The sequence below is a fragment of the Martelella sp. FOR1707 genome (genome assembly GCF_053484265.1).
In genome coordinates, this window is the sequence record NZ_JBAKFP010000001.1 from 366,710 (window position 1) to 379,498 (window position 12,789).

Below are 12,789 nucleotides of genomic sequence, written 5' to 3' on the forward strand. Positions count from 1 at the left end.
GGGAGATATTGATCTGATGATTGAAATAAAATATTCCTTTGGGTTATGAAAATAGACAGCGAGCATCTCGAAATTCTGGCGCTGATCGTCGAGAAGGGCGGCTTGACCGAAGGGGCGGAAGCGCTCGGAAAGTCGCAGCCTTCCGTCTCGCGCAGCATGACGCTGCTGGAAAAAAGGGTCGGCATGCCGCTGTTCGAACCGGGCCGCCGGCCGTTGCGGCCGACCGAGCTCGGCGCGAGCCTCGCCCGGCTCGGTAACCGGATTCGCACCGCCAACCGCGAAGCCAGCCTTCTGGTGCGGCGCTTCCGGCAGGGGCTGGCCGGCAGGCTGAGGGTCGGCGGCTCGCCGATCTTCACCGATGGCGTCGTGGCCAAGCTGATCGCGGAATTCCAGTCGCGCTATTCGGACGTCTATATCGATCAATCCTACGGCTATCTCGACACGCTCGAGGCCGGGCTGCGGAATGGCGGTCTTGATATCGCCATCCTGCCGCTCCATCCCCGGCAGGTGCCCTCCGACATGGAGTTCCTGCCGCTGCTTTCCGGTCGCAATGTCGTGGCCTGCCGGCAGGATCATCCGCTGACGCGGATCAAGGCGATCACCTCCGACGCGATCGCGCCCTATCCATGGATCGCGCCGCCTTCCAACAGTCCGCTCTACCGCGACCTGGAACGCGCGCTGAAATCCATGGGGCAGGAGAGTTTCATGGTCAATTTCTCGGGCGGCACGCTGGCATCCATCCAGTCGCTTCTGCTGGGATCGGATTCGCTGACCGTGCTGCCCTATTCGGTGGTTTTCCTGAACCGCCGCACCATCCCCCTTGTCGCTCTGCCGTTGAAGATCGATCATCCGAACCGCCAGTTGGGCATCATGACCAAGACCGATGGAAAGAGACCGCCGGCGGCCGAGCAGTTCATCACCTTCCTGCAGACCGAAGCCCAGCGGCTGCAGGCGCGGATGGAACACGAGGAGCAGGTGACCCAACGCCGCGGCTGAAGCCTATTTCAGCGCAACATAGGTCTCCGGGTCCAGCATCGCGATGCGCACGGCGACGGACTGACCCGTGGCGTGACCGATCTGCTCGCGAAGCTGCCCGGCTACTTCGGTGACCATCGCGCGTGTGCGGTCCGGCCGCTCCAGCAGAAAGAGCTCGACATTGATCTGCGGCTGGTCCGGCATGCCGAGCACCGGGATTATGGCCAGCTGGAAGGCTTCATTGCCAACCGAGAGACTGGAACACAGCGATGTGCGCATGTCCGGCAGAAACGCCGCGAGACCGTCCCGCGCCGCGCCGTATTGCGCCTCATCGATGAAGATTTTGACGTTGGGCATTCTGACCTCATTGTGAAACGAGAACGAAATCGAAGGGGGAGCGCCACAGCGTTGCGCCGTTCTCGACCTGCTCATAGGGCGCAATCAACGTGTCCTTGACGCCGAAAACAGCATCGGATTCCAGATATTTGTCGCCGCCGACAAAGGTGTGGGTGACCAGCTTCTGATAGCCCGGCGCGGTGACCAGATAGTGCATATGGGCCGGGCGATAGGGATGGCGGCCGAGATGGCCGAGCATCTGCCCAACCGGGCCGTCATCGGGGATCGGGTAGCTGACCGGCTTGATGCCGACGAAGCTGTAGCGCCCGTCCGCGCCGGTGATGAACCGCCCGCGATTGTTCCATTTCGGCTGAATGCCCGGCTGCTGAACGTCGTAATAGCCGTCGGCATTGTCCGACCAGACATCCACCGTCGCGCCTTCAATCGGATTGCCGTCAATGTCGAGAACGCGGCCCTCGAACAGGCAGCTCTCGCCCTTGCCGTCCAAAGAGATATTGTCGCCCATCTGCCGGATCGGCGCGCCGTCGACATGGAACGGACCAAAGACGGTGTTTTCCGTCGCGCCTTCGGGACGCCGGTTGTTGATCGCATCGACCAGCATCGAGAACCCGAGAACATCCGAGAGCAGGATGAACTCCTGCCGCTCCCCGGAGCACATCTGGCCCGTCTTGGTCAAAAACCCGATCGCATACTCCCACTCGTCTTGGGTCAGGTGGATTTCCTTGGCGAAATCATGAAGATGGCGGACGAGACAAGACATGACCTCTGCCAGACGCGCGTCCGTTTCGGGCCCCATACGCTCATTGACGGTGCTGGCGGAATTGTCTTCGGTGAAATAGCTCATGATCTTCTACTCCTCAAAGGGGTCATGTAATTTTGCGATTGCGCGGGCCGGATTTCGGCGGAAGATGTTCGAGCGGCAGGAAGTCGAAGCCGGTTTTCTGCACGACGCCCCCCCACAGTCCTCGTCTTTCGAACAGCATGATGGCAATGCCGATTATTCCCAGAATGATCAGATAGACGGTTCCATAGTCCGACAGCAGGCGCTGGAGCCCGTAGAAGACCAGCACCCCGATGATCGGACCCGGCAGCGTGCCGATCCCGCCGATGACGACGATGAAGATCACGAAGGCGGTCCAATCGATCACCGAAAAGGCGGCATCGGGCGCGATCCGGCCGGTCTGGAGAAAGATCAGCCCGCCGCAAAGCCCGGTTCCGAAGGCGGTGAGCATGAAAACCAGCGCCTTGAGGCGCAGCGGATCGACGCCGACGGAGCGCGCGGCAATCGTATTGTCGCGCATCGCCTGCAGGCCGAGCCCCATGCGCGAGCGCAGGAACAGCCAGCTTGCGGCGAGCATGACGACGACCAGCCCGAGAGCAAGCCAGTAGGTCAGCACATCCACGGCTGCCGCGCCCGAAATGTCGAGAAGGTCGCGCAAGGCCTGCACGCCCGGCATTTCGCGCGCGGCACCCCTGGGCAGCGCGGTGCCCGTTCCCCCGCCAAGTGCTCGCCACTGGCTGAAGGACAGCCGCGCGATTTCGGCGACGGCCCATGTGCCGATCGCGAAATAGGCGCCGTAGAGACGGAAGGTGAAGAAGGCGACCGGGACCGAGAGCGCCATGGCCACCAGTCCGCCGATCAGAATGCCTGTCAGCGGGTCGATCCCCCAGAGGATCGCGGCGGCGAACATCGAATAGGCCCCGACGCCGACGAAAAGCTGCTGGCCGACCGACACCAGCCCGGCAAAGCCCGCCAGCATGTTCCAGTTGAGCGCCAGAACCAGCAGGCACAGCACCATGAACAGGTCCTGCACCAGGGCGCGCATGCCGAACAGCGGAATGATCGCCAGAACGACGATGATGACGGCGGAGAAAAGAAGTTCAAACGCGTTTCTCATGGCCGGTCCTCAATCATATGCGCGCGGGAACAGCCCGCGCGGCCGCACGAGCAGCACGACGACAAAGGCGACATGGCCCGCCAGAATTTGCCATTGCGGATTGATGGCGGCGCCGAACGCCTGCGCCACGCCGATGATCAACCCGCCGATCAGCGTTCCCCACAGACTTCCGAGTCCACCGATAATGACCGCCTCGAAGGCATAGAGCAGACGCGCGGGCCCGATCGACGGGTCGAAATTGGCCCTTGCGCCGAGATAGAGCGCGGCGATCGTGGCTACCACCATCGCAATGCCGGTCGCGACCGCGAAAACCCGCTGCGGACGGATGCCCATGAGCTGCGCCGTCACCGGATCGTCCGAGGTCGCACGGAACGCCCGGCCAAGCGCCGTGCGGTAGAAGATCCAGTTCAGCCCGAGGATGACGAGAATGGCCGAGGCAAAGGTGATCAGCGGCATGACGCCGATATTCATCGTGCCGAGATAGACCGACTCGGCCTCGATGGGCCCGACCGGCAGCTTGCGGCTGTCGGCTGTAAACTGCTGCAGCAGCGCGTTCTGGATGACGATCGACAGTCCGAACGTGACGAGAAGCGGCGGCAGGATATCCTCGCCCAGCACCCGGTTCAAAAGCGCGATCTGCAGCACATAGCCAAGCGCGAACATGATCGGCATGGCGATCAGCGCGGCCACGAACGGGTTCAGCCCCATCACCGTGCCGATGCCGAGGATCAGATAGGCGGCCAGCACGATCAGATCGCCATGGGCGAGATTGACCAGCCGCATAATGCCGAAGACAAGGCTCAGCCCGGCGGCAAACAGGGCGTAAAGACCGCCAAGCAAAAGGCCCTGAACGAGCGTATCCAACCAGATCATGCGTGACTTACTCCGAAATAGGCGTCGTGGATGGCCTCGCGCGACAATTCCGAAGGATGCCCCGACAGGGTGATGCGGCCTTCCATCATGCAATGGACGACATCGGCGATCGCCAGCGCCTGGCCGATATCCTGCTCGACGACGATGATCGCCGTGCCGCTTTCGCGGATCTTCGGGAAGGAGGCGTAGATTTCGCGGATGACGACGGGGGCGAGCCCAAGGCTCAGTTCATCGCAAAGCAATACCGCCGGGTTAGACATCAATGCCCGCCCGAGCGCCACCATCTGTTGCTGGCCGCCCGAAAGCGCGGTCGCCGGCTGGCTGCGGCGTTCCGCCAGAACCGGAAACAGTTCGAAGACGCGCGACAGGTTCCAGTATGCGTTGCCCTTGCGGGCGTGGGCCCCGATCTCGAGGTTTTCCTCGACGCTCAGACTGGGGAACAGGCAGCGCCCCTCCGGCATCATGCTGATACCGGCGCGTAGGATGTCGGGCGCGGCCAGCCGGTCGATGCGCTTTCCGTCGAGAGCGACCGTGCCCGCCGTTACCTTCGCGATCCCGGTGATGGCGCGCATCAGCGTGGTCTTGCCGGCGCCGTTCGCGCCGATGATGGCCAGCGCCTCGCCGTGCTTCAGCGTCAGGTCGACGCCGAACAGGGCCTGAAAGTCGCCGTAATGCGCCGTCAGGTCGCGAATTTCCAATAGCGCGCTCATGCCTCGATCCCCAGATAGATTTCGCGCACCTTCGGCGCGGCCATGACCGCGTCCGGCTTGCCGTCCATCAGAACCTCTCCGAAGTTCAGCACCATCAGCCGGGACACGACCGCGTTCAGCGCATGCAGCACGTGCTCGATCCAGATGATCGCCATGCCCTCGGCGTGAATGGCGCGGATCGTCGACACCAGTTCGCCGCATTCGCCATCGGTCAGCCCGCCCGCGATCTCGTCCAGCAGGATCACGTGCGGCCGGGTGGAAAGCGCGCGCGCCAGTTCCAGCCGCTTGCGGCTGAGAAGCGGCAGCGCCCCGGCCTTTTGCGTGGCCAGATGATCGAGCCCCGTGCGGGTGAGAAGCTCCATGCAGAAATCCGGCGCTTCGGAAGCCTTGACCGAACCGCCGAACCGCGCCGCTACAAGCAGGTTTTCATAGACAGAGAGATGGCCGAAAGGCTGCGGGATCTGGAACGACCGGCCAATGCCGCTGGCGCAGCGCTGCATCGGGGTTTCGCGGGTGACGTCGCGCCCGTCGAGCATCACCTGCCCGCTGTCCGGCTTGAGATTGCCGGTAATGAGGTTGAAAAGCGTGGACTTTCCCGCGCCGTTCGGCCCGATAATGCCCAAGGCCTCGCCGGCGGCCAGATCGAAACTGACATTGTCAGCGACCTTCAGCGAGCCGAAGCTTTTCGACATTCCCTTTACGGAAAGGACTGCCATAATTGTTCTCTCCCCTTGCGGACCACCCTCGGGGCTTCCCCGAAACAGTCCGCCTCCTCGCAATTTTCGGCCTGCAGACCGGTTTTCCCGAACCGTTCTGCGTAATCCGCCGTCGACCCTATCTTAGCCCGGCATGACGGGCAGCGTGATCGGATAGCTTCGTCAAAATATCGCTCCGGGTTATACTATCCGGGTTCCGGCACTTCCGCCGTGAACGGATCAGCGGAAAACGTCGCGATATTCCTCGTCCAGCAAAGCGAGGCTCGCCACCCCGCTGCTGTCCTCGCGCAGCCGGTGCCAGCGGCGATCCAGATAGACCAGCGATTCGCGTTCGGGCGCGGCGAGATCGGCGGTCGCCCCTTCGAGGAGTTCCGCAGCCACCAGCGTTGCCCCCTCGACCGCCAGCGTGCCGCTGATGCGCGCCCTAAACCATGTCGACACATTGGTGTAACGCGGTTCGCCGGTCGGAAGCCGCGTCCAGGCGATGCCCGGACCGAAGCGGTCGGCGCCGGGCGTCGCGCCAAGCCGCGCCAGTTCCAGATCCGGATAGCGCAGCATATGGGTAACCACGGTTTCCGCCTGCAACACCGTTGCCGTGGAGCGCGAACGCGCCGAAAGCGAAAAGGCGATGGTCGGCGGCGACCCACTGACGGAAATCAGCGAGGACACGGTCATCGCCACCGGCTGATCGCCGGGATCGGCGGTGATCACCGCGACGCCCGCTGGGTGGCAACGGAAAGCCTCGCGAAAGGCTTCGGCGACGGTATGGTGTTCAGGCATCAGGCATAACTCCGGCAGTCTGTTTGGCCGGGGCACGACAGCGCGCCCCGGCCTTTGATTATTTCTTCTCGATCAGATCGTAGAACTGCCAGGTCCGATCGGACCAGAGCCCGCCGATCTCGCGGCCGGCGGAGGTCACGATCGACGGCGCGATGGTGAAGTGGTTCGCCGCCACCATCATGTCGCGAAGGGTGCGCTGGATCACGCCCGCACGGAGCCCCGCCCCGCCGGATGCGCGGTAAGCGAAGTTGCAGACATCGACGCCGACTTCGTGGATCTGGGCCTTGGCCAGATGAACAAGGCTGACCTGACGGGTGGTCATCATCTTGCCCGCCTCGGCGCTGGCCTCGATATCGCCCCAGACTTCCATGACGAAGGCGCGCGCGGCGCGATAATTGGCTTCCGCGCGACCGTAGTCGTACCAGAACTTCTCGCTTTCCCCGAGCATGCCGGCGCGGCCGGACTTGCTGCGGGCGAATTTGGCGATTTCGTCCAGCATCCGCCGGCCGGTGCCCATGGCCCAGCCGGTGTGACCGATCGATGCAAGACCGACGATGCCGAGGCTGAACAGCTCCTTCAGGCGCTGCGGCGGCGCCGACAGGATCGGGAACACCAGATCATCGGGAATGAACACATCCTTGGCGGAATAGTCGATCGAACCGGTGCCCTTGAGGCCGAGCACGTCCCAGTTGCCGAGCTGTTCATGCTCGCCGATCGGCGCGTGGGCGCACATGACGATGACGTTGCCCTCGGCATCCTTGGCCGGCTTGCCATTGCCGTCATCGACGAAGCAGGCCGAATGCGACCAGGTCGCATGGCTGAAGCCCGAGCCGTAACTCCACTTGCCGGTCAGCTCGTAACCGCCATCGACCTTCTTGAGCATACCGAGCGGCGCGCCCTGCCCCGAGAAGCGGTTGTCGCTGCCGGGCTCGAACAGGCGTTCGACCGCGCTGTCGGGCAGGAAAGCCGCCGACATCGCGCCGATGCAGCAATGCACCATCGACACCCAGCCGGCCGAGCCCGACCACCAGGTCACCGCCTCGATCAGTTGCAGAACCTCGGTCGGGCGCATCTGCGCGCCGCCAAGCTCTTCCGTTGCCATCAGATGCGAGAAGCGCAGCGGCTTCAGCGCCTCGAAGCTTTCCTTCGTCAGTTCGCCCGCTTCCTCGTCGGCCGGCGCATTGGCTTCGAGCGTCGGGCCGATTTCCTCGATCTTTTTCAGGACGTCGCGATAATCGACGCTGTCGCCCCAGTATCCGGGCTTCACATGTTTGTTCATGTCATCTCCTCCTACGGTGTTTGTCCGGCGAGAAAATCGCCGATTTTTGTCACGCTATCGGGCTGCTCCTGAAGCAGCAGATGGCCGGCGCCCTCGATCAACAGAGCCTGGCCGTTCGGCAATTGCTCCACCCACAAGGGCATCTGGCTTGCCGGTAGAAGCCTGTCCTCCTCGCCCCAGGCCACCAGCGCCGGATTGGCTATCCGGGCGAGCATGCGGCTGAGATTGGGGTGCCCCATGCCGAAGGGCGCGCAGATCCGCCCGACGGTTTCGCCCTCGCGGGCGCGATCGGCGCCGAATTTTTCGGCAAAGCCGGCATCGGACCCATCGGGGAAATAGCGCAGCGCCACCTTGGGGTCGTGCGCCAGAAAGCCCGGAAGGTCCTGCGGCGCGATCGATCCGAGATCGGTCGCGGGGTGGTCGGGATCGTTGAGGCCGGCCGGCGCGAGCAGCACGATGCGGTCGAACCGGTCGCCGGCAACGGCCGCCATTTCGGTGGCGAGCCAACCGCCCATCGAGAAACCGATCAGGTGCGGCTTTTCGGGAAGGTCCATCGCATCAAGCAGGTTGAGATAATGGATGATGATATCCATCGACCCTGAAATATGGGGCGCGTCGCCGGAATAGCCCATGCCGGGATGGCTCGGGCAATAGACCCGAAACCGGTCGGCAAGCCCTTCAGCGAAATCGAAGCCTTCCAGCGTCGCCGCGCCATGCAGGAACAGCACCGGCTTGCCCTTGCCGATGGCCTTCACCACGGTGTGAACACCACCGATCTCGTATTCTGATGTCTCGAACTGAACAGTCATATCTTCTCCTTCAGACAAGTTCGGGCTGGATCAGCACCTTGCATTGCGTCGTGCGCCGGCGCAGGCCTTCGAAGACCTGGGGCACGGGCGAAAGCCCGATGCGGTCGGTGATGATCGCCTGCGGCGCGACCACGGCTCCCTTGGCGAGCGCGTCGAGCGCCACGCCGAATTCATTGCCCTGGTGGAAAAAGGCCGAAAAGATCAGGTCGATCTCCTTGGAGAGCGCCACGAACGGGTCCCATTCATCGCCGCCGACGCAAAGCCCGACGCCGATCACCTTGCCCTGCAGCCGCACGGCCTCGACGGACGCCTGCAACAGGCCGGGCTTGCCGACGCATTCGAAGACGATATCGGGCGGGCCGCCGCACTGATCGCTCAGGTTTTCAGAAAGACCCGCGCCTGAAAGCGCAAAGCCCGTCGCGCCAAGCGCGCGGGCGCGTTCGGCCTGATGATCGTAGAGATCGGCCATCACCACGCTTGCAGCCCCCAGCCGCCGCGCCCAGAACGCCACCAGCAGACCGATGGGGCCAGCGCCGAGAATGGCGACGCGATCACCCGGCTTCATGCCCGAGCGGACGATGCAATGTAGCGCCACCGAAAGCGGCTCGGCGAGCGCGGCGTCGCTTGCCGCAACGCCGTCCGGAAGCACGCGGCACTGGCGGGCGGCGACGCAGACATAGTCCGCATAGCCGCCGCCGATCAGCGTCATGTCCGGGCAGCGCGCCGGATCGCCGGCAAGACAACGCGGGCAGTGCCCGCAACCGCGCATCGGCACCACGGCAACCAGATCGCCCGCCTTCAGCGTATCGACGCCGCCGCCGGTTGCCACCACCTCGCCCGCGATTTCATGGCCGAGCACGAAATCGCCGGCAATGCCGAAGGGCTCGGGATCGACGCTCATATGCAGGTCGCTGCCGCAGATGCCGCAGGCGGCGACCCTGATCACGACTTCGTCGGGCGCCGGCGTCGGATCGGGCCTGTCGCCGACGCGCAGCGGCTGACCGACCTTGTCGAAGATGATGGCCTTCATGGGCTCTCCTCCTTCTCGACAATCAGATGGCGACGGATCGGAAACCATGGCGCGTCCCAGCGCTTGGAGATCATCCCCCAGATGCCGGTGCGGGCATAGAGCGCGACCAGCACGGTCATCACGCCGAGCACGATGAAGTAGCTCGCGCCGTATTCGCCGAAATAACGATCCGCGATGAAGTAGATGAGCGCGCCGATCAGAACGCCTTCGATCGTGCCGATGCCGCCAATCATCACGATGAAGATCGCGACATTGGACCACATCGGATCAAAGGCCGAGGCGGGGTTGATGCGCAATTGCGCCATGAAATAGACCGACCCCGCCAGACCGCATCCCACGGCTGCGGCGACATAGACCATGAACCGCAGACGGCGGACATTGACGCCCTGGCTTGCCGCCGCCACCGGGTTGTCCCGCATGGCGATCAGCGCGAGGCCGAAGCGCGAGCGCAGGAACCAGTAGCCGCCGCCGATGGCGACGAGGATCATCAGCGCGCAGAGAAGCGACATGGCGATGTTGCGCTCGAAGGTGGAATAGTCGCGCATCACGCCCAGGGACATGCCGGCCCCGGCATTGACCCATCCAAGATTGGAGGCCACGAGACGGAACACCTCGGCCACCACCCATGTGCCGATGGCAAAATAGGGCCCGTCCAGCCGGTGCAGCAGCATGTAGCAGGGAACGGCCAGCACGGCGGGCGCCAGCAGCGAGAGGCCGATGGCGAGGAACGGGTTGATGCCGAATGTCTGCGCCATGACGAACAGCGCGTAGCCAGCCGCGCCCATGAACGCCTGCTGGCCGACCGAAACCAGCCCGGCATAGCCGGCGAGCAGGTTCCACATCTGCGCCGCCAGAATGTAGCAGCACAGTTCGAGCACCATGCGGATCGTGCCGGTCTTGGCCCACCACGGCATGGCCGCGAGCGCCACCAGGGCGAACACGAACAGGCTGAGCGCGATGATCCCGGAGAGGGTCTGCCGCCGGACCTTCATCTCGATCGGCGCCGCGCCCGCACTGGATGAAATCGAATGAGAAGTCATGGTTCACGCTCTCCCGAACAGGCCCTGAGGGCGCACGGCTAGAATCAGCAGGAAGACGAGATGGCCGGCCAGAACGCCGAAGCCCGGATCCAGGCGGAAACCGACCGCCTGGGCGATGCCCAGCACCATCGAGCCGGCAAACGCGCCCCAGACCGAACCCATGCCGCCGATGATCACGGCCTCAAAAGCATAGATCAGCTGCGCGCCGCCATCGGCGGGCGCAACCGTCGACCGCAGCGCCTGAAACACGGCCGCAAAGCCGAGGATGCCGACCGCGATTGCGGTTGCCGTGGCATAGACGGTTTTGGCGTTGACCCCGGTCATCGACGCGGCCTCGACATCCGCGGCGGCGGCACGCAGCGCCCGGCCGAAACGCATGCGCTTCAGCATCAGGTCGAGCGCCAGTGTCAGGCCCGCCGCAACCAGCAGGACGAGCACCGGCAGAAGGCCGATATAGATGCCGCCGATCTGGATCGACTGGCTTTCAATCCCGCCGCCCGGCAGCGAGCGGCTGTTGGCCGACCAGATCTGCAGCATCAGGTTCTGCAGCGCCAGCGACAGGCCGAAGGTCGCGATCAGCGACGGCAGCGGGTCTTCGCCCACCACCCGGTTCAGCACCGCGCGCTGGAGAAGCCAGCCCATGGCCACCGCCAGCGGCACCAGCGCCGCCATCACCGTGAACGGTCCCAGCCCGAAGGCCGAGGCCAGCGAAATGCCGATCAGCGAAAGCAGGATCACCAGATCGCCATGGCTGACATTCACGATCCGCATGACCCCGAACATCAAGGCCATTCCCAGCGCATATTGCGCATACATCCCGCCCAGCAGGATGCCCTGTACAAGTGCGTCAAACCACTGCATGGCCACCCCCGAAATAGGCTTCACTGATCTGTTCGCGCGTGACCTCGCCGGAACGTCCGCTCAGCGTCACGCGCCCTTCGAGCATGCAATAGAGCCGGTCGGAGGCGCTCTTCGCCAGCCCGACATCCTGCTCGACCAGCACGATCGACGTCCCCTGCGCCCTGATTTCGGGCAGGACGGCATAGATTTCGCGGATGACCTTGGGCGCGAGGCCGAGACTGATCTCGTCGCACAAGAGCAGGCGCGGCTGGCACAGCAATGCACGGCCGATCGAGACCATCTGCTGCTGGCCGCCGGAGAGGTTTTGAACGGCCACGCGGCCCTTCTCCTCCAGAATGGGAAAGAGCTTCTGCACCCTGTCCAGCGTCCAGCCGCCCTCGCGGCCCTTGCTGCCGACCTGGTCCATGGCAACCCGCAGATTGTCGTTGACGGACATGCCGGTGAACAGCCGCCGCCCCTCGGGCACGATGGCGACCCCTTTCTGCACCATCTGGTCGGTGGGCGTGCCGCCGATGGGCCGACCGTCGAGGCTCACCATGTCCGGTTTCACCGGCAACAGCCCCATGACCGCCCGCAGGAAGGTCGACTTGCCGGCCCCGTTGGCGCCGATCAGCGCGATGATCTCGCCTTCATCGATGGCGACATCGACATCGTAGAGCGCCTGAAAATCGCCGTAGCGGGCGACAAGGCCATGTGTTGACAATAATTCCGTCATGCCTCGACCCCCATGTAAACCCGCATGACATCGGGGTTGGCGATCACGGCCTTGGGGTCGCCTTCCGCGATTTTCTCGCCGAAATTCAGCACCAGAAGCCGGTCCGCCACCGCCATCAGCGCATGCAGAACATGCTCGATCCAGATGATGGTGACGCCGCGATCGCGGATCTGCGCAATGAGGGCGACGAGCTCCTTCGATTCCTCGTCGGTCAGCCCGCCGGCGATTTCGTCCAGCAACAAAAGCTTGGGTCCCGAGGCCAGCGCCCGGGCAAGCTCCAGCCGCTTGCGATCGAGAAGCGGCAGGGACCCGGCCAGGGCATTGGCCTTGTTCAGCAATTCGCAATCACGCAGCACCTGCGCGCAAAAATCATAGCTCTCGGCCTCGGACCTGCCGCCGCCGAAGGCCGAGGCGACGAGCAGGTTTTCGAAGGTCGTCATTCCCGAATAGGGCTGTGGAATCTGGTAGGTCCGGCCGATCCCCATCTGGCAGCGACGGTGGGGCGGCTCGCCCTTCAGCAGAACCTCCCCCAGCCTGATCTCTCCGCCGGATGGCTTCAGATCGCCGCTGATCATGTTGAACAGCGTAGTCTTGCCGGCGCCGTTGGGGCCGAGGATTCCCAGCACTTCGCCGCGATAGACATCAAAGTCGACATCGTGCAGCACCCGGAACGCACCGAAGCTTTTCGATACGTTCCGGGCCTGAAGAAGCCGTTGGCGTTCGCCTTTTGGCTGTTGCATCTGCAT

The 12,789-nt window shown here is 63.9% G+C and carries 15 protein-coding genes; 1 reads left to right on the top strand and 14 read right to left on the bottom strand.

The features are described 5' to 3' along the window. Nucleotides 1-45 precede the first annotated feature (45 nt). Nucleotides 46-996: a LysR family transcriptional regulator gene (locus V6765_RS01620; protein WP_448425894.1), complete on the top strand. Its 951-nt coding sequence runs from the start codon at nucleotides 46-48 to the stop codon at nucleotides 994-996. 3 nt (nucleotides 997-999) lie between these two features. Here the strand turns inward: V6765_RS01620 and V6765_RS01625 are convergent, their stop codons facing one another. The 14 genes from V6765_RS01625 to V6765_RS01690 all read right to left on the bottom strand — a co-directional run bounded on the left by V6765_RS01625 (nucleotide 1,000) and on the right by V6765_RS01690 (nucleotide 12,789). Further along, entirely contained in the window at nucleotides 1,000-1,332 is a 333-nt protein-coding gene (locus tag V6765_RS01625) for a hypothetical protein (protein WP_018064648.1), read from the bottom strand. Nucleotides 1,333-1,339: 7 nt separating this feature from the next. Then, on the bottom strand, nucleotides 1,340-2,179 hold the full coding sequence (locus V6765_RS01630) for an intradiol ring-cleavage dioxygenase (protein WP_448426609.1): 840 nt from the start codon (nucleotides 2,177-2,179) through the stop codon (nucleotides 1,340-1,342). A gap of 19 nt (nucleotides 2,180-2,198) precedes the next feature. Then, entirely contained in the window at nucleotides 2,199-3,230 is a 1,032-nt protein-coding gene (locus V6765_RS01635; RefSeq protein WP_448425896.1) for a branched-chain amino acid ABC transporter permease, read from the bottom strand. Between the two features lie 9 nt (nucleotides 3,231-3,239). Beyond that, nucleotides 3,240-4,103 carry a branched-chain amino acid ABC transporter permease gene (locus V6765_RS01640; RefSeq protein WP_448425898.1) on the bottom strand — a complete coding sequence of 288 codons (864 nt, stop codon included), beginning with the start codon at nucleotides 4,101-4,103 and terminating at the stop codon, nucleotides 3,240-3,242. Beyond that, nucleotides 4,100-4,813 carry an ABC transporter ATP-binding protein gene (locus V6765_RS01645; RefSeq protein ID WP_448425900.1) on the bottom strand — a complete coding sequence of 238 codons (714 nt, stop codon included), beginning with the start codon at nucleotides 4,811-4,813 and terminating at the stop codon, nucleotides 4,100-4,102. The genes V6765_RS01640 and V6765_RS01645 overlap by 4 nt, the downstream gene beginning before the upstream one ends. Then, nucleotides 4,810-5,529, bottom strand: coding sequence for an ABC transporter ATP-binding protein (locus V6765_RS01650; protein ID WP_448425901.1), 720 nt, complete (start codon nucleotides 5,527-5,529; stop codon nucleotides 4,810-4,812). The genes V6765_RS01645 and V6765_RS01650 overlap by 4 nt, the downstream gene beginning before the upstream one ends. A 219-nt stretch (nucleotides 5,530-5,748) precedes the next feature. Then, entirely contained in the window at nucleotides 5,749-6,309 is a 561-nt protein-coding gene (locus V6765_RS01655) for a flavin reductase family protein (protein ID WP_448425903.1), read from the bottom strand. A gap of 58 nt (nucleotides 6,310-6,367) precedes the next feature. Beyond that, entirely contained in the window at nucleotides 6,368-7,588 is a 1,221-nt protein-coding gene (locus tag V6765_RS01660) for an acyl-CoA dehydrogenase family protein (RefSeq protein ID WP_448425904.1), read from the bottom strand. A gap of 11 nt (nucleotides 7,589-7,599) precedes the next feature. Further along, the gene (locus V6765_RS01665) at nucleotides 7,600-8,397 is read right to left on the bottom strand and encodes an alpha/beta fold hydrolase (RefSeq protein ID WP_448425906.1); all 798 of its coding nucleotides are present in this window, start codon (nucleotides 8,395-8,397) and stop codon (nucleotides 7,600-7,602) included. 10 nt (nucleotides 8,398-8,407) lie between these two features. Then, on the bottom strand, nucleotides 8,408-9,427 hold the full coding sequence (locus tag V6765_RS01670; RefSeq protein ID WP_448425908.1) for a zinc-dependent alcohol dehydrogenase: 1,020 nt from the start codon (nucleotides 9,425-9,427) through the stop codon (nucleotides 8,408-8,410). Continuing rightward, nucleotides 9,424-10,467 carry a branched-chain amino acid ABC transporter permease gene (locus tag V6765_RS01675; protein ID WP_448425910.1) on the bottom strand — a complete coding sequence of 348 codons (1,044 nt, stop codon included), beginning with the start codon at nucleotides 10,465-10,467 and terminating at the stop codon, nucleotides 9,424-9,426. The genes V6765_RS01670 and V6765_RS01675 overlap by 4 nt, the downstream gene beginning before the upstream one ends. 3 nt (nucleotides 10,468-10,470) lie before the next feature. After that, complete coding sequence (locus V6765_RS01680) at nucleotides 10,471-11,328, bottom strand: branched-chain amino acid ABC transporter permease (RefSeq protein WP_230719985.1); 858 nt, start codon at nucleotides 11,326-11,328, stop codon at nucleotides 10,471-10,473. After that, the gene (locus V6765_RS01685) at nucleotides 11,315-12,043 is read right to left on the bottom strand and encodes an ABC transporter ATP-binding protein (RefSeq protein ID WP_448425913.1); all 729 of its coding nucleotides are present in this window, start codon (nucleotides 12,041-12,043) and stop codon (nucleotides 11,315-11,317) included. Before V6765_RS01685 ends, V6765_RS01680 begins: the two co-directional genes overlap by 14 nt. Continuing rightward, entirely contained in the window at nucleotides 12,040-12,789 is a 750-nt protein-coding gene (locus tag V6765_RS01690; RefSeq protein WP_448425914.1) for an ABC transporter ATP-binding protein, read from the bottom strand. The genes V6765_RS01685 and V6765_RS01690 overlap by 4 nt, the downstream gene beginning before the upstream one ends.

What these genes read in the sequence shown, in the direction of transcription:
- V6765_RS01665 (WP_448425906.1), bottom strand. Translation starts at nt 8,397, where the DNA reads ATGACTGTTCAGTTCGAGACATCAGAATACGAGATCGGTGGTGTTCAC.
- V6765_RS01655 (WP_448425903.1), bottom strand. Translation starts at nt 6,309, where the DNA reads ATGCCTGAACACCATACCGTCGCCGAAGCCTTTCGCGAGGCTTTCCGT.
- V6765_RS01670 (WP_448425908.1), bottom strand. Translation starts at nt 9,427, where the DNA reads ATGAAGGCCATCATCTTCGACAAGGTCGGTCAGCCGCTGCGCGTCGGC.
- V6765_RS01635 (WP_448425896.1), bottom strand. Translation starts at nt 3,230, where the DNA reads ATGAGAAACGCGTTTGAACTTCTTTTCTCCGCCGTCATCATCGTCGTT.
- V6765_RS01685 (WP_448425913.1), bottom strand. Translation starts at nt 12,043, where the DNA reads ATGACGGAATTATTGTCAACACATGGCCTTGTCGCCCGCTACGGCGAT.
- V6765_RS01690 (WP_448425914.1), bottom strand. Translation starts at nt 12,789, where the DNA reads ATGCAGATGCAACAGCCAAAAGGCGAACGCCAACGGCTTCTTCAGGCC.
- V6765_RS01645 (WP_448425900.1), bottom strand. Translation starts at nt 4,813, where the DNA reads ATGAGCGCGCTATTGGAAATTCGCGACCTGACGGCGCATTACGGCGAC.
- V6765_RS01675 (WP_448425910.1), bottom strand. Translation starts at nt 10,467, where the DNA reads ATGACTTCTCATTCGATTTCATCCAGTGCGGGCGCGGCGCCGATCGAG.
- V6765_RS01640 (WP_448425898.1), bottom strand. Translation starts at nt 4,103, where the DNA reads ATGATCTGGTTGGATACGCTCGTTCAGGGCCTTTTGCTTGGCGGTCTT.
- V6765_RS01650 (WP_448425901.1), bottom strand. Translation starts at nt 5,529, where the DNA reads ATGGCAGTCCTTTCCGTAAAGGGAATGTCGAAAAGCTTCGGCTCGCTG.
- V6765_RS01620 (WP_448425894.1), top strand. Translation starts at nt 46, where the DNA reads ATGAAAATAGACAGCGAGCATCTCGAAATTCTGGCGCTGATCGTCGAG.
- V6765_RS01680 (WP_230719985.1), bottom strand. Translation starts at nt 11,328, where the DNA reads ATGCAGTGGTTTGACGCACTTGTACAGGGCATCCTGCTGGGCGGGATG.
- V6765_RS01660 (WP_448425904.1), bottom strand. Translation starts at nt 7,588, where the DNA reads ATGAACAAACATGTGAAGCCCGGATACTGGGGCGACAGCGTCGATTAT.
- V6765_RS01625 (WP_018064648.1), bottom strand. Translation starts at nt 1,332, where the DNA reads ATGCCCAACGTCAAAATCTTCATCGATGAGGCGCAATACGGCGCGGCG.